The 26070-nt window shown below is 48.2% G+C and carries 15 protein-coding genes; 7 read left to right on the plus strand and 8 right to left on the minus strand.

Features of this window, described 5'->3' with window-relative positions:
- Positions 1-86: 86 nt before the first annotated feature.
- On the minus strand, positions 87-728 hold the full coding sequence (locus AB0L18_RS16400) for a protein-L-isoaspartate(D-aspartate) O-methyltransferase (protein WP_367393160.1): 642 nt from the start codon (positions 726-728) through the stop codon (positions 87-89).
- 155 nt (positions 729-883) lie between these two features.
- Positions 884-2626, minus strand: coding sequence for a phospho-sugar mutase (locus AB0L18_RS16405; protein WP_367388387.1), 1743 nt, complete (start codon positions 2624-2626; stop codon positions 884-886).
- Positions 2627-3032: 406 nt separating this feature from the next.
- On the opposite strand from AB0L18_RS16405, the gene AB0L18_RS16410 reads away from it, so the two are divergent.
- Positions 3033-4145, plus strand: a complete 1113-nt coding sequence (locus tag AB0L18_RS16410) for a DUF1015 family protein (RefSeq protein ID WP_367388388.1) — start codon at positions 3033-3035, stop codon at positions 4143-4145.
- 50 nt (positions 4146-4195) lie between these two features.
- On the opposite strand, the gene AB0L18_RS16415 is transcribed toward AB0L18_RS16410, so the two are convergent.
- Complete coding sequence (locus AB0L18_RS16415) at positions 4196-7825, minus strand: BamA/TamA family outer membrane protein (protein ID WP_367388389.1); 3630 nt, start codon at positions 7823-7825, stop codon at positions 4196-4198.
- A 209-nt stretch (positions 7826-8034) separates the two neighbouring features.
- Between AB0L18_RS16415 and AB0L18_RS16420 the strand changes: the two genes are divergently transcribed.
- The 4 genes from AB0L18_RS16420 (at position 8035) to AB0L18_RS16435 (ending at position 12760) form a co-directional block, all read left to right on the plus strand.
- Complete coding sequence (locus AB0L18_RS16420) at positions 8035-9213, plus strand: acetyl-CoA C-acyltransferase (protein ID WP_367388390.1); 1179 nt, start codon at positions 8035-8037, stop codon at positions 9211-9213.
- A gap of 344 nt (positions 9214-9557) precedes the next feature.
- On the plus strand, positions 9558-10541 hold the full coding sequence (locus tag AB0L18_RS16425) for a M23 family metallopeptidase (RefSeq protein ID WP_367388391.1): 984 nt from the start codon (positions 9558-9560) through the stop codon (positions 10539-10541).
- A 148-nt stretch (positions 10542-10689) separates the two neighbouring features.
- Positions 10690-11754 carry an AI-2E family transporter gene (locus AB0L18_RS16430; RefSeq protein WP_367388392.1) on the plus strand — a complete coding sequence of 355 codons (1065 nt, stop codon included), beginning with the start codon at positions 10690-10692 and terminating at the stop codon, positions 11752-11754.
- A 157-nt stretch (positions 11755-11911) separates the two neighbouring features.
- Positions 11912-12760, plus strand: a complete 849-nt coding sequence (locus AB0L18_RS16435) for a universal stress protein (protein ID WP_367388393.1) — start codon at positions 11912-11914, stop codon at positions 12758-12760.
- Positions 12761-12843: 83 nt separating this feature from the next.
- Here the strand turns inward: AB0L18_RS16435 and AB0L18_RS16440 are convergent, their stop codons facing one another.
- Complete coding sequence (locus AB0L18_RS16440) at positions 12844-17148, minus strand: SdrD B-like domain-containing protein (RefSeq protein WP_367388394.1); 4305 nt, start codon at positions 17146-17148, stop codon at positions 12844-12846.
- A 279-nt stretch (positions 17149-17427) separates the two neighbouring features.
- Here AB0L18_RS16440 and AB0L18_RS16445 point away from each other — a divergent pair, with 279 nt between their 5' ends.
- Both AB0L18_RS16445 and AB0L18_RS16450 read left to right on the plus strand, forming a co-directional pair.
- The gene (locus AB0L18_RS16445; RefSeq protein WP_367388395.1) at positions 17428-18294 is read left to right on the plus strand and encodes an endonuclease/exonuclease/phosphatase family protein; all 867 of its coding nucleotides are present in this window, start codon (positions 17428-17430) and stop codon (positions 18292-18294) included.
- Between the two features lie 337 nt (positions 18295-18631).
- Positions 18632-19138: a peptidylprolyl isomerase gene (locus AB0L18_RS16450; protein ID WP_367388396.1), complete on the plus strand. Its 507-nt coding sequence runs from the start codon at positions 18632-18634 to the stop codon at positions 19136-19138.
- Between the two features lie 1207 nt (positions 19139-20345).
- Here AB0L18_RS16450 and AB0L18_RS16455 read toward each other — a convergent pair.
- The 4 genes from AB0L18_RS16455 to bioA form a co-directional block, all read right to left on the minus strand.
- Positions 20346-22121 (minus strand): T9SS type A sorting domain-containing protein, encoded by a 1776-nt coding sequence (locus AB0L18_RS16455; protein ID WP_367388397.1) that lies wholly within the window; start codon positions 22119-22121, stop codon positions 20346-20348.
- A gap of 396 nt (positions 22122-22517) precedes the next feature.
- Positions 22518-23591: a biotin synthase BioB gene (gene bioB / locus AB0L18_RS16460; RefSeq protein WP_367388398.1), complete on the minus strand. Its 1074-nt coding sequence runs from the start codon at positions 23589-23591 to the stop codon at positions 22518-22520.
- Between the two features lie 16 nt (positions 23592-23607).
- On the minus strand, positions 23608-24765 hold the full coding sequence (locus AB0L18_RS16465; RefSeq protein WP_367388399.1) for a beta-ketoacyl synthase N-terminal-like domain-containing protein: 1158 nt from the start codon (positions 24763-24765) through the stop codon (positions 23608-23610).
- Entirely contained in the window at positions 24762-26060 is a 1299-nt protein-coding gene (gene bioA, locus AB0L18_RS16470) for an adenosylmethionine--8-amino-7-oxononanoate transaminase (RefSeq protein WP_367388400.1), read from the minus strand. The genes AB0L18_RS16465 and bioA overlap by 4 nt, the downstream gene beginning before the upstream one ends.
- Between the last annotated feature and the right edge of the window lie 10 nt (positions 26061-26070).

Consider the following 26070-nt stretch of genomic DNA (forward strand, 5'->3'; position numbering starts at 1 on the left):
CTATGTGGTAAAAAAGTAAAAAATCTTAGGTGCCCTTAGGTGCCTTATGTGGTTCAAAAACACCTATGTGGTAAAAAAAACGCACCCTAAGCCGTCCCCGGCAGAAAAGGTACAAAACGAAAATCGCCATGATCTTCTGTTTCCCATTCGTTTTCTCCATGGCGGATAATGCGCAGCATCCTTTGGTCTTTGTCACCTACTGGGATAACCAGCATACCACCAATAGCAAGCTGTTCTTTGAGTGCTTTCGGCACTTCTGGTGCTCCTGCAGTCACTAAAATTCGCTGAAAAGGAGCCATCTCTGCCAAACCCTTGTAGCCATCACGATGATAACAACGCACTCCGGAAAGCCCAAGCAGGCGGAGCATTTTTTTTGCTTGCAGGTGCAAGGGGCGGTGCCTCTCAATGCTAAACACCCGGCCACCCAACAAGGCCAATACAGCTGCTTGATAACCACTTCCTGTGCCTATCTCCAGTACTTTGTCTCTTTTGTTTACCTCAAGAAGACTACTTTGAAAAGCGACGGTATAAGGCTGGGAAATGGTTTGTTCGCAACCAATGGGAAAGGGTTTGTCTTGGTAGGCCCATTCTGCAAAAGCTTTCTCCAAAAAGAAATGCCGAGGTACCTGACCAATAGCTGCCAGTACTCGTTCGTCACGAATACCCTTCTGGCGCAGCACCGTCACGAGTTGCCGTCGTTGCCCTTGATGTTGGTAGGAATCTTGCAGAATTAGAAATTGTCAAAAATGAAAAAAATCTATCAAAGTAGAAGTTAAGGTGTAAAAGTTGGGTGGGTGTAAAGGTGTAAGCGTTACAGATACCATCAACCATCAACCATCAACCTTTACACCCTTACACCTTTCCAACCCTTTTTCAACCCTTTTTAAACCCCCAAATCCTTCATAATACTGTCGAGCTTGCTATCCAGTTCCTGTTCTACAATGGGGAACTGGCCTTTGTCGTGCAATGGCGCTTTGACACTACAGTAAAATTTGATCTTTGGTTCTGTTCCCGAGGGACGAGCAGAAATGATGCTGCCATCGTCGGTGAAGAATTGTAAGACGTTGGAGCCCGGCAAATCGATAGGTTCCGTCGTGTCATCGGCAAGGTGGCGGGCCGTACTGCTCTCATAGTCCATGATGGTCACTACACGAGAACCACCCAGTGCCAGTGGCGGGTCTTTGCGGTATTTGTCCATCAATGCTGCGATCTCTTCAGCACCGCTTTTACCCTTCTTGGTGATCGAGATCAGTTTTTCTTTGTAGCAGCCGTATTCTACGTAAATGTCCAGCAGCGCATCGTAGATACTGCGCCCCTGATCCTTGTAAAATGCGGCCATTTCGGCGATCATGGCGCAAGAGACGACAGCGTCCTTGTCACGGGCGTGCTCACCTACCAGTAGGCCGTAGCTTTCTTCCCCTCCCGCTAGGAAGGTTTTCTTGCCTTGCAGCTCGGTCATGATTTTTCCAATCCACTTGAATCCGGTAAGGGTATTGAAACACTCGATACCTTTAGATTCGGCCATCTTATCGATGAGATAAGAGGTGACAATCGTTTTGATAACGTATTCTTTACCCGTCAGTTTACCGCTCTCTTCCCAGGCGGTCATTACGTAATTGATGAGCAAGGCCGCTGTTTGGTTACCGTTAAGGAGAATAAATTCCCCTTCATCGTTACGAACGGCAATGCCTACGCGATCGGCATCCGGGTCGGTGGCCATTACGAGTTCGGCACCTTTGGCTTTAGCCTGGTTGATCGCCATATTGAGTGCTTCCTGCTCTTCAGGGTTGGGGTAGATGACGGTGGGAAAATTACCGTCTACCACCATTTGTTCTTCTACCAGATGGACATTGGTAAATCCAAACTGTTTCAGTGCCGGCGGCACCATTACGCCACCTGTTCCGTGAATTGGCGAAAACACAATGGGTAGATCGTGTTGCCTTTTGATGGCATCACGCGAGATCGAAAGTTGGAGTAAAGCAGCCAGGTATTTGTCGTCGATGGCTTTACCTATGGTCTCAATATTTTCTTCCTGTGGAGTAAATTTTATCTCATCAATACTGGAAATTTTTTCCACTTCGGCCATGACGTTCACATCATGGGGTTCGGTGAGCTGGCCTCCGTCTTCGCCATAAGCCTTGTAGCCATTGTACTCCTTAGGGTTGTGTGAAGCGGTGATCATCACACCACTCTGGCATCCTAGCTCCCGAATGGCGAAGGATAATTCCGGCGTTGGCCGCAAACCATTGAAGAAATAAACGTAAATGCCGTTAGCTGAAAAGACCTCTGCAACCAGGCGAGCAAAAGTATCGGAGTCGTTACGACAATCGTGAGCAATCGCCACTTTTACTTGTTGGTCTGGGTAGAGTTGGAGCAGGTAGTTGCTCAGGCCCTGGGTGGCCATGCCCAGGGTGTATTTGTTGATACGGTTAGATCCTACGCCCATGATGCCCCGAATTCCACCGGTACCAAATTCCAAATCTTTGTAAAAGCTATCCGTTAGTTCGGTATATTTTTCTTCTTCAATTAACTGACGAATGTATTGTTTACTCTCATCATCGTAATTTCCATTCAACCACTGGTTGATGTTTGCTTGTACGTTGGAATCCAAAGATGCTAATGACATAAGGAAGGTTCTTTTTTGTGGTTGGAACAAAGTTACCGATCAAGAATTAATTCGCTTTATTTTTAGAAGCGCAATTTTTTTTATCTTTATGGCAATATAAAAAAAATACCCCCGTTAAGGAAGGGTAACTTGCGAAATAGGACCTAACGGCCTGTTCGAAAATATAAGAATTCTCAGAGAATCATACTGTTTACGCCTTGCACACCTCATCATCTATTTTTTGCAAGCGTAAGATCAGTTCAAGAATAATAACTGGGGTTTAGTTTTCTAATGTGAAAGTGCAGCTTGCTGCACTTTCTTTTTTTGTCTGGTAGCCAAATTTTCAATTCTTCCCTCCTGTTTTCCCCACAAGCACTTATCTTGCGGACACCAAATAATTCCTTTCTCCGAGGATCAATATTCCACCATGGTTGTACGCCCGTTCGCTGCTACTTTTTCCCGACCTGAGCAAATTCCAGATTTAGCGGCTTTTCTAGGTTCCGTTAAGGAGGATTTTAAAGATTTCTTTGAGAAAAGCTACTTCACTGCTCCCCAATCACCAGCCATGTATATCTACCAAGTCAGGGCACAGGGGAAAGAACGCACAGGATTGATCGCAGCAGTATCTGTTCAGGATTATCTGGAAGAGCGGGTTCGCCGCCATGAGCACACCCTGGTAGCCAAAGAGGTAAGGCAGGCAGAGCTGTTGCAACAACGTGGGGCCGTCGTCAAACCGGTATTATTAGCGCATCGGCATCACCAAGGACTGGCTGATCTTTTGGCTGCTCACGCTCAAATTCACGCACCATTTCAAGAGCTGTCTTTATCAGATCCCGAGGAGACGCATCGCTTTTGGGCAATCACGGAGCCTCAGGAAATCGAACAAATTCAGTACTATTTCGGTCGCTATATTCTCAATACCTACATCGCCGACGGACACCACCGCTTTAGTGCTATCGCTCGTTTGTACCAACAAAGAGAAGAACACCACGAACCCAACCCTTTTTGCTACCTGATGTGTGCGCTTTTTCCTAGCACGGCGCTGGAAATTCACAACTTCAATCGGGTAGTTAAAAACACGAACCCGGAACTGAGTTGGCTGAGCTTCATGGCCAGGATTTCTCAATATGCTAATCTGGAACCACTACCTGGGCCTCGTCAGCCCAAATTACAGCATGAGCTTACCATGTTTGTCGAGGGGGAGTGGTTTCTCTTGCGCTGGCGAGCGGGCACTTTGAAAAAAAATGTTGATGCCGGTCTACCTACCCTTGATGTTTCCATGCTGAATTATTACCTGCTCCAAAAGGTGCTAGGTTTGGAGGATATTCGCAATGACAGTAGGATCAAATACGTAGAAGGTCCCGCTGGCCTGATGGCGCTGGTTGAAGCATGTGATAATCGTCCCGCTGCGGCTTTTTGCCTGCATCCACTCAGCTGGGATGCCTTTTTTAGAGTGATCGACCATGGCTTGGTGTTGCCGCCGAAAAGTACCTGGTTTGAACCACGCATGCGCAATGGAATAGTGGTGCAGATGGTATGACTTCCCATCGGGTAACAAATTTTGGTCTCCTTGGTGGTTAAAATCAATCATCAAAAATTCGTACCCAGATTAAGGTCAATGATGCCTGATTCTTCGTCGGAAAAACCAAATAATACTGATAGGGTATAAGAACGCGAAAGCGGAATCAGGTAAATACCACCACCGTAAGCTTGCTTAAAATCAGGTTTTGGTGCCCCATCAGTGGTTACATAACCACTATCATAAAAAGCTCTTATGCCTACAACGACGGGTAGAAAAGCGTTGCGCCACAAAGCAACCGGGCTGCGTAATTCGGTATTATAGTAAAAGTAGCCATCGCCCGTAAAACGGTTACGTCGGAAGCCGCGGAGACCTTCCTGCTGGCCAATACCGGGAAGTTTGTAGAACGGCACTTTTCCCTGATTTTCTGCCCAACCGGCACGAGCCGCAAAAGTGATGGGGAAACGGCGGGTACTGAGGAAAAACTCTCCAGCAACTTTAGAGATACCAAAATAATCAGTTTCAACACCTTTTGCCCACTCCTGGCCAGCAATAAACCGCATTCCCTTAGAGGGAAATACCGGGTGATCACGCAGGTCAATGGTGAGTTTAGGACGTAGATAAAACCAGCTTAAATCCCCCGTACCGTAGAAAGTGGTCTCTTGATCCAGGATGGTGTTTTCCGTTTCTACCGTCTCGTTGTTTTCGTAACCCAGCTGAAGCGTGAATTCACTCTGGCGACGAAATTTACGACGAAGGGTGCTGCTGAAATCTACCCGCCGCAGCCTTATTTGGTTGAAACCATTGCGGAACTCATCGTCATCTTTCGTACTGTCGTTGCCCAAGCCGAAGAAAAAGTTGTAAAAAGAAGGACGCTCAATGTTGCCCTCCGCCAATACGTCCCATTTGTGCAAGACATGGTGCCAGTCGGCAGTGTATTGTAAGCTGAAATTACTGAGGGTACTTACGGCTCCGCGAATACTGTGTTTACTACTGTAGTCACGACGTGTAAAAGTACGTTGGGTAAAGGTGATACCGGTACCAAAAGTTGCCCCCGAGAAAGAATTGAAGTTGAAGTAGGCGAGGGGAAGGTAGCTATTGTATTCGTAGGCATCGCGCTGATAATAATAGAGTTCGTCCCGCCAGTTATCAATTTGTTTTCCTCCTTTGGATAGGGTCACTTCAGCATCAGGATCTTTTTCGTAGACCAGGGTGTGTCTTCCACCACCATTGTTTCCGTGGTCTACCACATCGTCTTTTCCAGGGCCACCGATGATCCGTACCGTAATCGCCCGGGCGCTGGTACCCGTAATTTCAAAAACATCATCTTTGCCCAATCCGTAAATGCGAATTTCTTTGGTTTCTGAAGGCAAAAACAGACGATCGTAGAGAATGCGCCCTTTTTGGTCACCTTTAGGGTCGGTAACCGTAATGCGGGTGCTCGCATCTGGCAGGCGGGCGATGAGGAAATGCTCTTCTTTGTTGGTGCCAACCACATCCACCACTTTCGCGTGAATTTCATAATAAGTATTGGCATAGGCTTCAAGGTCTTGAATTCGTCTTTCGAGTTTCTCGGCGATGGTGTTTCCCGAAAGGGGAATCGTTTCTTGAGGAAGTGTTGCTATTGCCGCTCGTATTTCCTTTGGGCCAATATGTTGTTGCAAATAGTGTACTTCCGTAAGAAAATCTTCTCTGCTCAGTGGGCTCAGCAATAATCGGTCCATGTGCCTTGCCTGATAGGTGAGCGATTGTACGTCCTGGATTTTGTAATCAAAATGTTCAAGATTGGGTACGGCCCAATGGCGACTGGCCAGCCAGGGGATCAGACCATCGAGCTGAGAGAAAGCATGGTCGCGATCGCGGGGAATAGGGCGAACCAAGAGGTGATCATCGTCTTGTTCGAACACCGCCCATTTCCAGTTGTCTTCGTGCTTACTCCAGTCACCAATGAAGATGTCAAATAGCCGGGCGCGAACAAATTCCTGATGATCGATTTTTAAATCCTGATCATCATAGCGTTCGTTGAATAGCTCAAAACTTTTATAGATTTCATCGGCACCAAAGGTTCCTGGGCGTTTACCTTTTGCGTTCTGTGGCCGTTCTTCGAGCATACCCAGCATGTTGCCGTATTCGGTACGAAACCTTCCCAGTCGAGGAATATCTCCCAACGAAAAGAGCTGAGGTGTGGCGTGCAAGATGCTTACTTGGTCTAGTAAAACAGCCACAGGAATGGCTCCATATGGATGCTGTGTACTAGTTTGGTCTCTGGTGATATCGGCGATGATGGTATTCCTCAGTACCAGATTGAGCGTCCCTGCGGGGTCTTTATCTACAGAGCGGAAGACAAATCGTTCTCCCTCTGCTGTTTCCAGTTTCAGCGATTTTGTCTGCCGACCTCCACCTCGTTTGGTGGCCCAGAGTCCACCCTTGATGGTGTCAAGGTCAAGTACGGGCACTTCAACGGGCTGCATCCAGGTTGTTCGATAGTGGCTTCCCAAGAGGAGCAGTTTAGTTTTTCCTGCATCATATCGAGTTCCACCAGTAACAACTACGGTACTTGGCAGCTCGGGCTTGATCAGTGCCAGTGAGTCTACTTCCGTAAAACAAGGCTGATAGTTAGGATTGGCCGCAATAGTTTCATCAGGGCCAGGCGAACAAGCCTGATCAAAAAGCAGGAGGTTTTTTGCTAAGGTGATGCCGTCGTCCAGCACTTGATAGAACTGGTAGCTTACCTGGCCATTTGCAGCAAAGGTCAGAACAGTAAATCCGGGAAGTGTACTGGTAAAAACAGCCGGTTTGTGTTTGGAGACCCACCGACCTTTGCTGGGAGCGCCACTATTGATGACATAGTTGCCTTGGTAATCAATCAACTGTTGATTAGGTTCATGGCCACCAAGGAAAAAAATGCCCTGGTTTTGGGTGGCAATGTCTTTCAATTCGTCGCGGAAAGGCTCGTAATATTGGTTATGAATGGACTTGGCATCACCAATGTTCTGTTGGTAGGCAATTTTAAAGCTCCCCAGAACGGGAGGGGAAAAATGATCAATGATAGGGAACTCTCCTCCGTATCTTCCCTGTGATTCCAGCGGGAAATGCCCGGCTATAATGATGTTTTTATCCAGGTTCTCCTCCACAGCGTCCTGGATTTCTTCCATGACAATGGAAGGTTCCGAATAATCACAAACGGCGTTTGCTGGGGTCGGTTTGCGGTGTGGATGATTCCACCATTGGGTATTGAGCGTGATGAGTAGGGTAGAAGAAGATAGCTTTTCAATATCAGGTCCGGGGCAACCCTGGTCAAGGGTCCAGCGAAGATTGTCAATGTCCTGGTCTTCAATATACGCTTCGAGGGCTTTCACACACTCCCAACCCACTCTGCCGGAGGAGGCCCAGTCCCGGTCGCCTGGAAGGAGGTAGCTCTTAATCTGAGGATTGGCTTTGATTACCTCCAGCAGCAATTGTAGACGAGAAAAATCGTGATCGCGATGCTGATCATGACACTTGTGGTCGGTGAGATCTCCATTGATAATCAAGGTCGTTTGGTCATCAGCAGAAGCAAGAAACCCTTGTAAGGCCGCGAAAAATGCAGGATCAGCATCAGCGGTGTTGCCTACGGTCACAACTTTTGTCTGGCAATAGAGCAGCGAACAGCTAAGCAGCCAGGACAGCATAAAGAGCAAAAAGTGGAACTGGTATTTCATAAGCCGTGAGATCAAATTTGGAAAGCTAAGCTAACAAACCTAGTAAATTTGCGAACCTTTGTAATGCCTAAGATTTACGAAATGTTTGCTGTCAAAGTCAACCACTGTTTATTTATCGCGATCTTTTACAAATCAGGGGCGTTATCTTTATATAAAAAGAATAAGACTTACCTTTGCAGCCCCTTAACCATCAACCAAATTTCAATAAAATGCAAGACGTATATATCGTATCGGCACTTCGTACTCCCCTTGGTAGTTTTGGTGGAGTGCTTTCCAGTTTATCGGCAATAGAGCTAGGCGCTACCGCGATAAAAGGTGCTTTGGAAGCCGCTGGCTTGACACCAGATCAAGTAGAAGAAGTCTATTTTGGCAACGTTTGTTCGGCCAATCTAGGACAGGCTCCTGCCCGGCAAGCAGCACTGAAAGCAGGTATTCCAATGAATGTGCCTTGTACAACGGTCAATAAAGTGTGTTCTTCTGGTATCAAAACAGTGATGATTGGAGCACAGGCCATCATGTCTGGCCAGCAGGACATCATCGTAGCCGGGGGGATGGAGAGCATGTCAAATGTGCCTTACTATGCTCCTAACGCCCGTTGGGGAAGCAAATACGGTGACAGTACCCTGATTGATGGCTTGGCCAAAGACGGATTGAAAGACGCCTACGATGGTCAGGCAATGGGCGTTTGCGCAGATGCTACGGCCACCAAGTTTGGCATCAGCCGTGAGGCACAGGATGCTTACACCATTAGCAGTTACGAACGTGCAGCCAAAGCTACTTCCGAAGGGTGGTTTGCCAAGGAGATTGTGCCTGTAAGTATTCCTCAACGCCGGGGTGACGCGCTGGTGATTACCGAAGACGAAGAGTACAAGCGCGTAAAATTTGATAAAATTCCACAATTACGCCCTGCTTTCACCAAAGATGGTACCGTTACGGCCGCCAATGCCTCTACGATCAACGATGGAGCTTCGGCGATTATCCTGGTGAGTAAGCGTAAGATGGAAGAGCTAGGGCTGAAGCCGGTTGCTAAAATCGTTGCTTTTGCCGATGCTGCGCAAGAACCCCAATGGTTCACTACCGCACCAACCTTGGCTGCTCCTAAAGCATTAAAACGCGCAGGGATGGAGCTGAGCGATGTCGACTTTTTTGAAGTGAATGAAGCCTTCGCTGTGGTAAGTATGGCTTTTGCCCAAGAAATGAAGATTGATCGTGAGAAAATGAACGTGTTCGGAGGTTCTGTAGCAATCGGTCACCCACTTGGTGCATCTGGTGCGAGAATCCTTACAACACTTAATAATGTGCTGGCGCACGAAAAAGGTACGGTAGGAATGGCCGCCATTTGTAATGGAGGAGGAGGTGCCTCCGCATTGATTATTGAAAAGGTTTAGGCCATTTTTGAATGAGCTAACTGGTTTTTAGAGCGTGACTTAGCAAAAAAAAGGATTTGTTTAGTCATGCTCTAAAGCCGAACAAAAGCCCAAAAAGTATCGTTTTGACGCTTTTTTGGTGTCAAAAAATAGTTATTTACCAAAAAAAGTTACATCACTTTTCCACAATAGCGTTAAAATTTTAGGAAAATGATGGCTTTATATTACATTTGTTGCAAGCCACTTGAAAAACATACCCCGATTTGTATCAGGCTAATCCGCTTAAGAGAGCTTTGAGAAAAAATGAATGTTACCTAAAACCTGTTAACTGCGGATAGCTATTTATTGGCTAATGTCAAACACTAATGAGAAGAGAACGTTACGTTTTTAATAAACAAACGCTCCGTTACGAGAAAGTAGTTGAACCGCTAAGTACGACCCTTCTAAGAGTTTTTGGGTTTACTTGTGCAGCTTTATTTACGGCCTTCGTTTTTACGTTGCTAGCACATAAGTATTTTCCATCTCCTAACGAGAAAGAACTACAAGCAAAAGTTGAGCGACTGGAAACATTTATCCAGACAGAGTCAGAGCAGACTTTGGAGGACATGAAGAAAGCCGTTGAAAATCTGCAAAAACGTGATGCTTACGTACACCGCATGATTTTCGGGATGGACCCCATCGACGAAAGTATCTGGAACGGTGGTATCGGCGGTCACGATGCTTACGGAGAATACGAAATTTACGGAGAGTCTGGTGAGATCATGTCTGATATCAAATCTCGCATTGATCGCCTCAAGCACCAAGTCAACCTCCAGTCCCGATCCTTAGACACTATTGTAGTGTTGGCAAAGGATAAAGAGACATTACTGGCTACGATGCCAACCATCAAGCCCGTCCGTTCGGACATGCTTTCCAAAGATTTACGATTACTATCTGGTTTTGGCCCTCGCTTACACCCTGTCTTCAAGGTGATGCGTATGCACAATGGTATCGATTTTACGGCTAAGTCAGGTACACCAATTGTTGCTACAGGCGATGGTGTGGTAGATCGTGCAGAACGCGCTGGTGGTTTCGGTAACCTAGTAGTAATTAGGCACGGTAACGGTTACGAAACTTACTATGCCCACATGAGCAAGCTCAATGTGCGGAAAGGTGAAAAAGTAGAGCGTGGTCAAGTTATTGGCCTTGTGGGAAGTACAGGTACTTCTACAGCACCCCACTGCCACTACGAGGTACACTACCACGGACAACCAGTGAATCCGCTTAGCTTTGTAATGGACGGCCTTACCCCCGCTGAGTACAAAGCCTTGACGGAAGCCGCTGAAACAGTAAATCAATCTTTACATTAATAGATTGAATACTGACAACAAAACGAAATATTGCTCAAAAGGCGCTTTCTCACGAAGGCGCCTTTTTGCGTTAAGTGAGCGCATATAAACAAATTGGAATCATTTAATTTAGCGTACAGATTATCATCGTTTTATAAAACACCTCTCCATGATTAACCACAGCTATCAGTCAAACATCCGGCACGGTTTTTTCATCAGCTTGTTATTGTTGGTGAGCATCGCTTTCACTGGGCTGATCCAACCCTTTCTGATGGCTTTCTTTTGGGCGGTCGTCCTGGCCATTATTTTCAGAAAATCTTTCCGTTTATTGCGCTATTGGCTCAAAGGGAAAACCAACCTAGCTGCTGCGCTGACCACGGTTTTGATTATTGCGATAGTGGTTATTCCGGCGTTTCTGGTGCTGCTAGCGCTGGTAAAGCAGGGGCAAGGCGTGGTAGAGAAACTTCGTTCAGGAGAATGGGATGTTACCGGGATTGTGGATTATTATGAAGGGCAGGCGCCGCGCATCGAAGCTTTCCTGCAAAAAGTAGGTGTAACCCCAGAGCGAATACGCGACGATATCAGCACCTTTGCTACCAAAGCTGCCAATGTCATTGCCGATCATGCACTGGGCTATACCCAAGATGCGATTGCCCTGACCGCCGAATTTTTCCTAATGCTTTATTTGCTCTTCTTTTTCTTGCGCGATGGGCGGAGAATTGTCCGTACCATCGTCAATGTGGTACCCATGGGTAACAGTAGGGAATACACCTTGGTCAATCGTTTTGCCAGCGTTGTTCGTGCTACCTTAAAGGGGACAGTCATTGTCGCTATTGTACAAGGGGCACTGGGTGGACTGTTATTCGCAATCGTAGGCATTGAGGGGGCTTTCTTTTGGGGAGTAGTCATGACGATGCTTTCTTTTTTACCAATTGGAGGGAGTACCCTCGTCTGGGGTCCGGCAGCCATCTATTTTCTGGTACAGGGACCTATCTGGAAAGGAATTGTTTTGATCGCAATAGGATCTTTGGTCATTGGGCTGGTCGACAATCTCCTTCGACCAATGCTGGTAGGAAGAGACACCCAAATGCCCGATTACCTGATTTTGTTGGCTACCCTAGGAGGCATAGCCTGGTTTGGCTTGTCAGGCTTTGTTTTGGGGCCCGTTATTGCAGCCTTATTTATTACTTGCTGGGAAATGGCGGGGATGAGCTACGGTGGAAAGGAAAAGTAAGACCTTACTTAGGATGACCATTCTTATCATTATCCCTTAACAAAGGTCATTGTGGTGAAGTTAAGTGTGGATTAATTTTATGCTAATGAGTAGTTGTTTTGTTGGCTGATTTGCTGCATTATGATTACTTTTCAAATTGATTCTAACAAGTACAAATATGGCCACCATCCTTTTTCCAACAGATTTCTCCGATGCTGCTACACGTGCGTTCATTTATGCCCTGCAATTGGCAGACCGGATAGACGCAAAAATTATTACGCTGCACGTATTCGAAAAACCGGACATTAGCGGACTTACCCATGTTCCTCGAAGTCTGGAAGCGTTTTACAATACGATTGATCTGTACGAATTTGAGAATTATAAAGACGCAGTTCCGCTGTTGGATAAAATCCAGGACGAAAAAGGACTCAACCATCTGTCGGTTGTGCATACCTTACACGAAGGAGAAACGGAAGCAACTATTATTGAGCGTGCAAAAGCAGAAAATGCCGATTTTATTGTGATGGGCACAACGGGCGCACGTGGGTTGAAAGAGATTATCCTGGGAAGTGTGGCTGGTGAAGTATTGGAAAACGCTTCTTGCCCGGTTTTAGCCATTCCTGAACAGGCAATCTTTGATGGAAAAATTGACAATATCGCTTTCACCACTGCTTTTCAACCATTGGAAAAGAAAGGGCTTGAAAAAGTATTGCAGTTGTTTGCACCTTTCTCACCACAAGTCCATTGTATCAATGTAGACTTGGCCCACACCGAAGAATACCATCATCGCATGGATGTTTTCAGTGCCGATTTTGCGGAAAACGACAATATGGCTTTTCACGTATTAGATGGAACTGATTTTCAAGTGGTGTTGACGAACTTTCTTGATGAAATGGAAATTGACATTGTAGCCATGGTTACCGAAAAGCGCAGCTTCCTCGAAGAGCTTTTCCATTACAGTAAGACCAAAGCTCTTTCTTATCACAGCAGAACACCGATCCTGAGCTTACCTGCGGCAAGTTTGTAGCTTTTAAAACCACCAAAGGCACTTAAGAGGAGGATCCTCTTAAGTGCCTTTGGTGGTTCAAATGATTTAACTCAGTCTAGTACTTAATCCCGCACACGCACTACGCGCTGCTGTACCACTTCACCATCGTGGAAACGTACGCGAATGAGGTAGACGCCATCATTGATAGCTCTTAATTCCACCGGTACGGGGTTACCCTGGAAGTCAGCTGCTTGCCGATGGTTGATCTGTCCTTGTGGGGTGATCACTTCAATGGCCGCCCGCCCGCTGCGATTGACGCTAATGTGCACCTGGTCGCGGGCTGGACTGGGATAAGCGTTCATCACCGTAAGCCCCATACTTTCTTCACGGAAGACCGTGGCTTGATTGCTAGGCACTAAAGCACCTTCCGTCGTGATACCCAACCCCTGGTAGTATAGGTTACCTACGGCGGTAGTAATTCGCAAGAAATTGTACTGGTCTAGTCCCGTAGCAGGCAAGAGTGCAACCTCCTGGAAGGTGTTCCCTCCGTCAACAGATTCTCGCAAGACGAAGAAATCGTAATTGTCAGGAGCATCGTTCAAGCTCCAATCCAGGTTGACGCCGCCTTGCACAGGGTCTCCGCTGAGGATAATCACCCCCGTATCATTAAATACGGTATCACAAGGCCCTTCCGTCCAATTAAAGATCCCCGCATTCTCGGCGTAACAGATATTGGCGTAGGTTCGTCCATCACAGCCACAGACCGGATCATAAATTTGGGTACAGAATTGCTCTTCCACATCAAGTACCGGGCAGGGTAAATCGGGCAATTCATCACAGGGTAGCAAGGTCACGCAGTGTGTAGCGTAACAACAGGTGATGTTGATCTCATCGCCAATAATTTGTCGCAAGACGATGTCAAAACAGACCTCGTCACCCGGCAGTCCACTGAGCTGTACAGGAAGGCTGCCGCTATAGGTGCCACCGGGGAGCACACTCGTACCCAACATGTAGACCCCAGGATTACCCACCACACCGGTGTAACCACTCGCATCCAAGAGTGATACGGCATTCACCGTAAAGGGGGAATTATTGACAAAGCTAAATTGGTAAACATAGTTACCGCTTGCATCGCAATACAGCTGGTCTTCCACCACGGTAAGACAGTAGGGGCAGTACACCGCTACCGTGTCTCGACAAATCACAGAGTCGGCATTCAGCCAATTGATTTCGATTTGGATGGAGTCGGTGCTGGTGATGCCTTCTACGCAGAAGTCAAACAGGTTGAAATTGGTTACGTTGGGCACCAGCCCGCTACTGTGGTTCCAGCTTATGGCCGTAGGTGCTGCCGGATTATCAAAGCTCGGCGTCCAGCCAGCGAGGATGGCAGGTAGCGTACTAAGTCCGTCGTAAGTCACTCCCGGTGTGATGATGTTGGTTTGAATACTGGTAAAGAGATTTGGGTCGAGGTTGAAAGTGTCTGTAATCAGCAATTCAAAACAACAATACTCCGATTGATTGTCACTCACTGGCCTCACCATAGCACCCACATTGGGGCAAGGATCACAAAGCGGAAACGGAATACAAGCCTCGTAAGCAAAACAACAAAGACGCTCTTCTTCGTCATCATGGGCGGTAATTGCTACACAAAGCGAGTCCCCATACAGGTCCGCCGACGTGTTGATCGTGTACGTCAGCGTGACCTGATCACCGGGCTGCAGCTTGGGATTAAAAGTATAGCCGGTGGGGGAAATACTCGCGCCCGCGGGCAAAGTATTGGGATTAAGGTTGAGTTCGATATAGCCAATGCCGCCAGGAATGTCACTGCCAGGTGGAACCTCGAAATCGATGGTAAAGAGATAACCCGCCGTATCACAAACCAGGCTGTCGCTGAGGTATTGCAGACAAGGTGCCTCTGGCGGACATGCAAAGACCAGCGTGTCGGTACAGAAAACCTCGTAGTTCTGATCAAAGTATTCAACGACCATAAACTGTGGAGTCGCATACACGTTTTGTAGACAAAAATTGAGTAAGCCATTGATGTTATTAGGCATCGTACCCAAGGCAGTGGGGATGATTACCATACTACTGTCTGTATAGTTCGGCGTGCTGTAGCCTGGAGGAAGAAGGTACCCCGGCTGAAACTCAGCCCCATCTAATAAGCTGAAACTGATGCCAAAGACATTTTGTGATCCGGTATTGCTAAAGTCCAGGATATGGCAACACCCACCTACGCCTTGGGGATCTGCAGGCGAAGACGGCAGTATTTCCAAACCATTCTCGGTCGCACAATCTTCTATCGGGCAGGTACAGTCGTAGATGTCCACATCCCCAAGCGTACCCTTTACGTAAACCGTTCCATCCGTACTACCGTCTGTATCTATTGCAATGGTGTTCAGATCGGCGTAGGTTCCCGGAGCATTACCCGTACTGGGCACAAGGCCAAAACCATAGGTATACTGCCCTGCATCCATAATCAGCGCATTCGATGTAATCGCAATTTCGGTATCACAACCCCCTTCCGGCGGCGTTTCCCCCGTAAAGCTATCGTAACCATAATCGACACCACCAGCCGAGTTGGTGTGTATACTACCTAGCTTACCAATGTAGATTTGCTGCGGTGTCGACCATCCCGGGCCGGTGCTGGTGTACTGGAAAATACTGGAAGCATGGGCACCTCCGCGCTCTGCGATCACCATCTTGCTGCCGTCGGCAGTCAAGGCGATATCTGATACCCGGTTGTTCCCAACGCTGAATTCAAGCGCCTCCGTCCCCGTAATCAGGCCGGTTACCGGATTCACCGCCACCGAGTAGATTTGGGTAAAACTACCCACAGGGTCGCGAGCAAAGAAGACTTCTCCACTCCGGTAGGCAATTCCAAAAAGTTGCTGCCCACTACCCACCTGTCCCGCAAAGGTAGGGTCGAAAACCTGCATCACAGTACCTGGCGTCGCAGAAGTATTGGCCAAACCAGCTATGACCACAATGGTCTGGTCGGCACGGTTGGTCAGGTACAGTACTTCGTTGTCGGCATTGTAGGTAATGTTGCCAATACCGCTGCCATTGTTAAAGATCGTATTCCCACCAACAGTAGTAGCACTGGCCGAGGCCAGCACAAAATTGGTCACCTGCCCGGTGTAAGCATTGATCCAAAATACCTCCGCATTGCCGTTGGTAATCGGGTAGCTGCCCCAGAAAAGGCTGGGTGCAGAGGTAGCAAAAGCATGAAACTCACTATCGGTAGTTAGTCCAAAAACCGAACCCATGGTGCTTTGCCGCCAATCGGGGTGGTCGATATCCGTAGGGTTCCAACTCACATTTACACCACGAGGTGCAGGAGCATGGTTGCGAATATCTTTTACTGTCAGCACCCGCCCTGGTACCAGCGCATTGTTTACCGGACTAAAACTATGAATAGCCATGCCACAATGGAAGCGTTTGTTTCGTGGGTTCAGGTAGAAAAGGCCACCTTGTACGGTCGCATCTACTTCAACGACCCGCGTATAAGTGGTAGGCGTAGTCGGTTCAAATTCTGCGGGATCATAAACGACCTCCAATTGGTATTCGCCAGCAGGTAGTCCGGTCAGGCTATACGTACCATTAGCGTCGGATTGGGTTGTCGCCACCACTTCTCCTTGTGAATTTAGCAGTCGGACATCTACCAGACTTATACCTCTTTCAATCACGGGATTGATCTCACCGTCCGAATTATAGTCGTAGCATATCTGATCGCGGATATTCCCGAAGCCCGGTGCCGTGACGCGGTAAAAGGTCAGGTCGTTGCGTTCTTGTCCGGGCGCCAATCCCAAATTTACTACCGTAGGGCTACCCCACAAAGTATTCGGACTGCCACCCGCTACCGACAGTTCATAGTCATCTGCAGCAGGCAGGCCATTGAAAAAGAACCGACCATCTGGGCCGGTGGCCTGCACCGCTCCACCAATGATCCCACCACCATTAAGTACCACAGTGGTATTCGGCAGGATAGGTTCCATCGCATCATAGTTGCCGTTGCCATTCAGGTCAAAAAAGACCAAGCCACTGATGCTACCCAACTCGCTGGGCCTGATGACGGCAAAGTTTTGCCCAGGTACATCACCACTCCCGGAATAAACGATACTGATGATGGGAGGCACCACTACCTGCCCGGCGTCGAGTACTTCTACCGCAAAATAGGCCGTGCCTTCCTGGATATCACAAAATTCGTATTGACCGTCCATATTGGTAGTCGTACTAATACTCATCCCATCATTCAAGACGGCGGTGACCGTCAGTCCAAAAAGGCCAAGCTCGCCAGCATCCTGCACACCATTGTTGTTATCATCTTCATACACGGTGCCAGCGACACAACCCTGACCATGGAGACTGCCCGCAAGCGGCAAAAAGCAGCAGCAAAGCAGCATTATATTCGTAAGGTGTAGCTTCATTGTACTAGGTTTTGTTTCCCTCTATTGCATTCGTAAAAGGAATCTTACCATGAGGAGGAATATTTTTGGAATTATTTTTTGGCATCCCCCCGTACCTGACGGTCGGGGCCGGGCTATCCGCTTTTATGCCCTTGCTGCGCAGGGCATACCGCTCCTATCCCTGGCTGTTACGTGCCTACCGGCCCGTCGCGCGCCGGCCTCGCCTGCGCGCTGAAGATGGGGCAATTATTTGATGGATCACAAAACGGTATATTTGTGACGCATCGCAAAATGGATATTATGCAATGGATAAAAAAATGGGATGTGGAGACGCGATGCATCGCGTCTCTACGGATATTTTTATTTTTGGTCTTCAACGGGATGCTCATCATTCTGCCGGCGCAGGAATTCACTTTGCTCTCCTGGAATATCCAGGATCTCGGGCAAAGCAAGGATGACGGCGAAATCCGCAGCATCGCTGAGATCATCAATGAATTTGATATTATCGCCGTCCAGGAGGTTGTCGCCAAAGACCCCCGCGGTGCACAGGCCATCGCACAGATCGCCGACGAACTCAATCGCATGGGCGACCGTTGGGATTATCGGGTCAGTGATCCTACACATAGTCCTTCGGCGCATATTAGCGAACGTTACGCTTTTTTCTGGCGAGCGTCCAAAATACAGTTGATCGGCCGCCCTTATTTGGATCGTGAATTGGCACACGCTTGCTACCGAGAACCTTATCTGGGGCAGTTTCGGCTAAAAGCTGGCGGAACCCCTTTCCATGTAGTGAATTTCCATTCCCGTACCTACGATGATCAGCCGGAGGACGAAATCGCCCACTTTATTCATTATCAAAATCGGTTAGCCTCTGAGTTGGTGTTTCTGGCTGGCGATTTCAATCTTTCCGAAGATCACCCTGTCTGGTCGCCTTTCTATGAGTTGGGCTACCAGCCCTCCATTTTTGCTACGCCTACTACCTTGAAAAGGAAATGTTCCGGTAGCAATTACCTGAATCATTCCATTGATAATATCTACTATGACGAGGATGTCGTTGAGCTTCACCTTTCGGGCCGGGTCGATTTTGTAAAAGATTGTGAACTATTAGAGATAAGGCGAGGCCTGTCGGATCATTTGCCCGTTTTCTTGGAGTGTAGTGTTAATTAATAATCGTCACATACAGTGTTGGTGAAGAGGAATGAAATCATCAAAGAATTTGCCGAATCAGAGAAATGAAGAGAGGTTTTGCCTGTTGAAGGCTAGGTCTTCGCGGAGCCCTTACTGTTTGAAGGTGTAAATATGTGGATGTATTTATATGAATGGAGATTTTCCTTGCTTTTCACCGTACCCCGTTGTTCTGTAAAGTGATACTACTGAAATTTGGTTTAGAATTCACCGCATTAGCCACCTGCCCGATTTCTAAAAGCCTACCTTTGTGTGGATCGCTCTGTATGGATAGATCGCATGTTTGTTTCCCCTCATTTCAATTTAATTATTATTTTCAATGGTTATCGAAGAAAAAAAAGTAGTTACCGTCCATTATACCCTTACGGAAGGCAGTGCCGATGGCACCTTAGTTGAATCTAGCATTGGTAGCGAGCCCCTTGCGTTTATTTATGGTATTGGGATGATGATACCTGATTTTGAAGCCAACCTAAAAGGGATGAAGCCGGGCGATCCCTTCGCTTTTGGCATCCAGGCTGCCGACGCTTACGGCGAATACGATGAAGCCGCTATGGCGGAAGTACCCAAGTCGATGTTTGAGGAAGATGGTGAAATCCCTGAGGGCTTGTTGGAGATAGGGAACACGCTTCCTCTAGAAGACGACCAAGGCTTCTCTTTTGAAGGGATAGTCCTCGCTGTTGATGAGGAAAAGGTTAAGCTAGATTTCAACCACCCACTGGCCGGCGTAGACCTGTTTTTTACCGGACATGTCGAATCGATTCGCGATGCTGAGCCAGAAGAGCTGGAGCACGGCCATGTGCACGGTGACGGAGGGCATCACCATTAATACAATCTGAAAATAGCGTGTAAATGACTTGTTGTCAGTAGCTTGATTAGCGAAAAACCTCACCCTTTCGTACAAGGTTCGGGTTCCTGGTAATTGGTGCCGTATCCATTCTTGGCTTGTCAAACACATGTAAACACAGGCTGTACAATCTGGTGCTTTTCTGATGCGACGAATTTTAGCATCTTCTTGACAGGCTAAATTGCTATGAATAAAGTGTACTTAGCCAGGTTGCGCGAGCTTTGCCATATGCATCCCTTCGGGGCAGTCCGCACTTATAATACCGAGAGAACTCGTTGCGGGCTAAAGCCACGCGCAACCTAATTTACCATCAGATTGTACAGTCTACATGTAAACAGATAGGACAGTGCTAAGCTGGACTTTCGGCATTTTACCGAAAGCCATAAAGGGATTTACCTGCGATGATGACCTTGGTTGATCGTCACTTCGTTCCTCAGCGTTGTCGCACATTCCTAAGCGTTCGCGAAGATGACAACGTCACTTTGAGTAGAAAGTAGGGGGATCATCACGCTTGTAGAAGCGGTCTTATATATTAGACTTGTTCTGCTGGGATCATTTCGGGTGCAAATCGCGCCTTATCTTCCCACACTGTGCCTTTTTTAAGTCGCTTAGCTACGGCTAGGCTCCTCAAAAAAGGCTTCGCGTGGTCGATAATGCATCAATTTGCCCACCAAACTGACCCAGCAGAACAAGTCTATTTCCCAAGATCGCCTCGTATCAAGAGACATAGTATCAAGAGACATAGTTATCGGCGGACCCTGGAGGGTCAACCCACCCAAGCCTCAGTCGCCGTCGACCACTCCCCAAACTATGGGGCATGGCCATAGTACTTTATGCACTCGCAGGAGCGAGTGCCACGCTGTAAACCAAACTTATACCTCTGAATGCCCCGAGAAACGGGGATAGTTACCGATGATGGGGAATAATTCCGTAGCAAATATAATCTTTTATGTTTTTATTTTAAAATAAATAAACAATTATTTTGCGCGCTATCGAATAGGGAATGCACTGATCCGTATTTTGGTGCGCAGGCCTACAGGCCTGAGCGCAGGGTGCGGAGCAACCAAGGATAAGTCCCGATTTTTCATCGAGCCGGTAGTGCGCTGCGCAGCAAGTACTATGAGCAAAACAAGCAGTAGCGCAATGGTCAAGCGGAGCCGCTATAGCCCCAAATCGGAATTAAAGCCTCTCAATGGAGAATGACGACCCCTTTTCGCCACGAATGGCCAGCAATATTACCGGTCAGCAAGTAGCAGCCTGCGGGTAAATGGTTGGTAATGAGTTGAAAATAGCCGTTGGTGTCCGTGTTGAATTGCTGTAAAAGCTGCCCCTGCGGTGTCCACAACTGAAGGGTGATTGATGTGGGGTGGCCAAGAGATATATGGAGATAATCGCCTGCAGGATTGGGCCAAACCTTACCTCTATCGTCATCAAGAGCAGCTTGGGTACCTACGAGGCCTATTACTCCGAGATTGCTGATCACTACTTTGCCTGGCCAAGTGACACCTACGATACGGTAGACCACATTGGGTAGTAGTGGCGCACTGTCTAAATAGGCAAAGGTGGCGTTACTGACTTCAGCGAGGCTCAGCCAGGGACCGTTGGATACACGTCGCTGAACCAGGTAATAGCGATAGTCGGTCATGCCTACGTTGTTCCAGGAAAGTGGCACCTGAAGGTCATTGTTTAGTTCGGCCAGCAAATGGATACTGTCTATCGGAGGTTCACTACAGGGGCCATTGGTCCATTCTTGTATCCCTGACCAACTGAGGGCGGCGCAGGCATTGAGGTAGGTCATACCATCGCAGCCGCAGACGAGATTGACGAAGTTGGGGCAGCTGTCTTCCCAATTGATCTGGTCGGGATGGATACATTGGTTACAGTCAAAATAAAACGATTCACAAGTGGTGAGGCTGGCTGTCTCGTAACAGTTTTCGCCACTGCGATCGCGGCGGGTGGCCGTCATGCAGACCTCATATTCGGTATTTTCGACGAGGCCACCAAAGGTGATCGCCTCATTGCCATCTACTATTCCGGCACCCAGATTGGTGAGGGTATAGGTGACTTGGTCACACTCATTGAGGGCATTAGCCTGTAATCGAACTTGTGCATTTTCGCAATTTAGGGACAGCGAAAAACCTTGGCCGACATCCGTGACAAAGTCTTCGTAAGCCGTACAACATCGGTCGCACACTGGTAGGGGAAAGCAGTAAGCTGCGGTGCAGCACTCTACGGCAATATTCCCCCCAATTAGCCGCTTGGAGCTTAGGGAAAAGCAAATGTCGTCTAGCTCTGCGGCATCAGCACGGAAGTGTAGTTCCAAGCCGGATTGGTTACTTCCAGGTGGCAGACTACTGTTAAGCAAAAGTGTTTCTTCTACGATGAGGTCTTGCCCTGAAGGTTCCCGAACGAGGATTTGATCGACGGCAAAAGGACTTTCGTTGGTAAAGGTGAAAACATATCGGTAGCTGCTATCCGGCAGGCATTCAATGGTGTAGTCGGTGGTTTGCCAACAGGCTCCGCAGGCGAGTTGCAGGGTGTCGCGTTGTACCACGTTATTGCCACTACGCCAGACGATTGCCAGCGAAATACTATCGGATGTATTCCACCCTGCTAAGCAAAAGTCGAAAAGAGTTTGCTCACCGGAGGGGAGCTCGCCGCCTTGCCAGGTCCACCGTAGCCTTTTTTGTTGTTGAAGCACTGTTTGTTGCCAACCACTGCCTAGAGGGTAGTCAATACCGGAAAAAGTAAGATCTGTATCGACTAACTTGGTTTCAATACTGGTGATGTTTTGGGGAAGATGATAGGTATACCCAAACTGAAAACAACAGTCTCCTCCGGCAGCATTTACAAAAACACTATTGCCTTGTGCTTGTGCTGTCAATACCGTGTCTGTTGCCCCACTCAGCAAAAGCAGAAGCACGAAACAGAAACGCAACCGAGAAGAGGTAGTTGTTGATTTCAAACCAAAGCGTTTTATTCGAAATGAAAAGATGCTTTGGTGTAGATACCGGATGATGGTAGAATCTTACCTTTTTAGGTGTAGGTGCTCACTGCGTTTGCGATGTGTGCTCATTTCACTCGCGGGGTGCGATCCCCATGCTCGGGATCGCGGCGGTGTTCGCTAGCGCTCACGGACTTGAGTGAGCATAACCGCGAAGATTCGATAAAATCGGCTGATGTTTCTTTCGCTCACCTAGTGCGCTCACCAACAAAAAACCACGAGCGCAGCGAGCACAAACGCGATCCCGAGCATCGGGAGAGCACCCCCGTGAGTTCCGACACTTCGGAACGAACATAACCGCGATTCCGATGAAATCGTAAGCGTACCATACGAGATCCGAGAAACCGGAACGAGCACTTACTTTTTCTTCGCGTAAGCTACATTGGCTTCGATCTTATGCCCCGGGCGTGACCATTTGATTTGACGTTCTGCCTCTGGTTTTTCCGTTTCGATGACGGGTTCTCTTTTTTCGTGCTTGCTGTAGGCGGGAGTAGGTTGGAGACCTAGTAGATCAAACATATCCAGGTCTGAGTGCAGGTCTGGATTAGGGGTGGTAAGGAGTTTGTCTCCAGCAAAAATAGAACCTGCACCAGCCATGAAGCAGAGTGCCTGCCCTTCGGTAGACATCTCGGTGCGGCCTGCAGAGAGGCGTACGGTGGCACGAGGCATTACGATGCGGGTAGTGGCGACCATGCGGACCATCTCCCAAATCGAAACGGGTTGTTGCTCTTCCAGCGGTGTTCCCTCTACTGCTACCAGTGCATTAATGGGTACTGACTCCGGTTGAGGATTCAATTGAGAAAGGGTGAGCAGCATTCCGCAGCGGTCTTCTACTTTTTCGCCCATGCCTACAATGCCTCCGGAGCAAACCGTGATATTGGTTTTTCTAACATTATCCAAGGTCTTCAAGCGATCTTCATAACCACGGGTAGAGATCACTTCTTTATAATATTCCTCCGAGGTGTCGAGGTTGTGGTTGTAGGCATATAGGCCAGCGTTTTCAAGGCGTTTAGCCTGGTTTTCGGTGAGCATGCCGAGCGTGCAGCACACTTCCATATCGAGCTTGTTGACGGTACGCACCAATTCCAGTACGTGCTCAAACTCCTCATTGTCTTTGACATTGCGCCAAGCTGCTCCCATACACAAACGAGAGGCTCCGCTGGCTTGGGCACGGATGGCCGCTTGCGTAACCTGTTCTACAGACATCAGGTCGTTGGTCGCTATATCGGTATGGTAACGAGCTGCTTGTGGGCAGTAGCCACAATCTTCGGGGCAGCCGCCGGTTTTGATAGAAAGCAGGGTGCTGATCTGTACTTCCCGTGGGTTGTGGTGCTCACGGTGTACGGTAGCTGCCCGGTAAACCAATTCCAGAAGAGGAGAATTGTAAACAGCTAATATTTCTTCGAGTGTCCAATGCTTTGTTGCGCTCATGCTAAAGTCTTTTTCGCTATGGTTTTGTGATGATCAGGCTGATGGCATTGCCACCAAAGCCCAGGGCGTTGACCATAATGCTACGAATGTTTTTCGGAGGCGTGGTCGGTGTAAGATAGGGGATAGGTACGAAAGTTTGGTGCTCCAAAAGGAGAAGTGCCAGTTCCAGACTAAGCCCTCCCGAGGCACCCAGCGTGTGGCCCAACTTCCATTTATTGGAGGTCAAAGATGGCATATTTTCCCCAAATACGCTACGAATTGCCCGCCATTCGCTCAGATCTCCCAAGCGGGTGCCGGGACTATGGCAAATGACGACATCAACTGTTTTGAGTTTAGTTTCGCTTAATGCCTGACGCATAGCTTTTTGCAGGGCCAGGCCATTTTTAGAGACCGCTGTAAGGGTGGCAGTATCTTCTCGAGCATACCCCAGGCCCGCTATTTGTGCCAAGGGATTGGTTGCGTCTGCTTCCAGCGCAAAGAGCGCACTGCCTTCCCCGAGTACCATGGTGTTGTCGGTTTTGTTTAAGTCAAGGGAACGACTCGGGTAGGGCGTATCTGATAATTGAGCATATATTTTCAGGGCGTTCATTTGGGCAAGGGTGAAAGGCGTTAGTGGCGCCTCGGTACCTCCCGCCAGAAAGTGCTTGTAACGCCCTGATTCTAGCCATACCACTGCATTGGCAAGGGCGTGCAATGCCGTACTACAAGTAATAGAGTTGTCGGAAGTAAATCCGTAAAGGCCCAAATGTTGAGCTGTGTGGGTGGCCAAGTTACCCGCTGTAGTAAGGGGCGAACTTTGGGGAGATAATCGTTCTTTTTGATCTAGAAATTGCTGAAAATAAGCTTCCCAGCTACCCGTTGCTCCTCTGGAAGAACCCAGGTAAAGCCCGCATTCGATCTTCTGTTGGGCCCAACCGGATTGCTTTAAGGCTTGTTCTCCAGCCAGCATGGCCAAAAGTACCGAACGATCTAAGCGCTGGTACCCTTTTTCTTGTTGGCTCAAGGCCTGAAGGCGTGCTTCGGTGCTAGACGGTAAACGAGCCACCCAATCGCCTTCATGATGATTGATAGCGGTATTGGGTAGCGAATAGGCTTGCCAGATATCTTCAGCATTGTGCCCCAAAGCAGAAGCACTGCCCCAACCCACGATGCTTATTCTTTTCGATGGGTTCACGCTGTAGTAGCTATGGTTGGTATCATTTCTAAACTTTCCTCAATCGCCAGATAAACTTCTTCCAGTTGCTCTTCGGTCATGCAATATGGCGGTAAAATGTAGATGACATTGCCCAAAGGGCGTAACAGAATACCGCGCTCTAAAAAGAAGTAATACAATTTGTCACGGAGGTTGTTGAAATAGGAAGTGCCTTCGGGGGTAGCAAATTCCATAGCAATAATCGTTCCCGTTTGCTGTACCCTGCACAAGGCTGGGTGCGTTATTATTTTGGCTCGGAAAGCAGCATGTTGCTTAACAATCCTTTGAATTGACGCTTGCGTTGATGCACGTTCTAGTAAGTCGAGGCTGGCCAATGCGGCGGCACAACCTACCGGGTTGGCGGTATAGCTGTGGCCATGAAAAAAGGCTTTTAGTTTGTCTTCCGACCAGAATGCGGCAAATATTTTTTCACTACAAGTGGTAATGGCTAGTGGTAGGGTACCGCCGGTCAGTCCTTTAGACATGGCCATGATGTCGGGCTGTTCCTGTAGTTGGTTGCTGGCAAAGGTGGTGCCAGTGCGCCCAAAGCCCGTCATCACCTCGTCGGCGATACAAAGTACATCGTAATGGTGACAAAGGGCAATGAGCTGATCGAGTACTTCAGGTGTATACATCAGCATACCGCCGGCTCCCAAGATGAGGGGTTCAAAGAGGAAGGCGTAGACCTCACCGGTTTGGAGATGATGCTCCAGTTGTGTGAGTGCTTCCTTGGTACGCTGCTTGTCCACAGGGGCAGGAATTCGCCAAACTTCAAAAAGGTCATCATGAAAGGCCCGGTTGAAATCATGGTCGCCACTAGCGGCCATCGCGCCAAAGGTCTCTCCGTGGAAAGCTTCCGTAAAAGCGACCAGTTTACTGCGTTTTTTGCCCTGATTGTAGAAGTATTGCCGCGCCATTTTTATCCCGATTTCTACGGCAGTAGAACCATTGTCGGAATAAAAAATACGTGCTTGCTGATCGGGTAGGTGTGTAAGCAAACGCTCGGCCAGCCTTACTGCCGGAGGATGCGTGAAACCCGCAAAAATAACGTGTTCCAGCGTGAGTAGCTGGGCGTGGACTTTCTCCGCAATATAGGGATGACTATGCCCATGGAGATTGACCCACCACGAGGCAACGGCATCAAGGTAGCGTTTTTCGTTTTCATCAATAAGATAAGGCCCTTCACCACGGACGATGGGCAGGGGAGGAGCTGCTGTTTTTTCCTGGGTGTAGGGGTGCCAGATGACTTGTTTATCACGTTGGGTAAGGGTAGACATTTTAAAATAC

The organism is Lewinella sp. LCG006, from assembly GCF_040784935.1.
Taxonomy (GTDB): Bacteria; Bacteroidota; Bacteroidia; order Chitinophagales; family Saprospiraceae; genus Lewinella.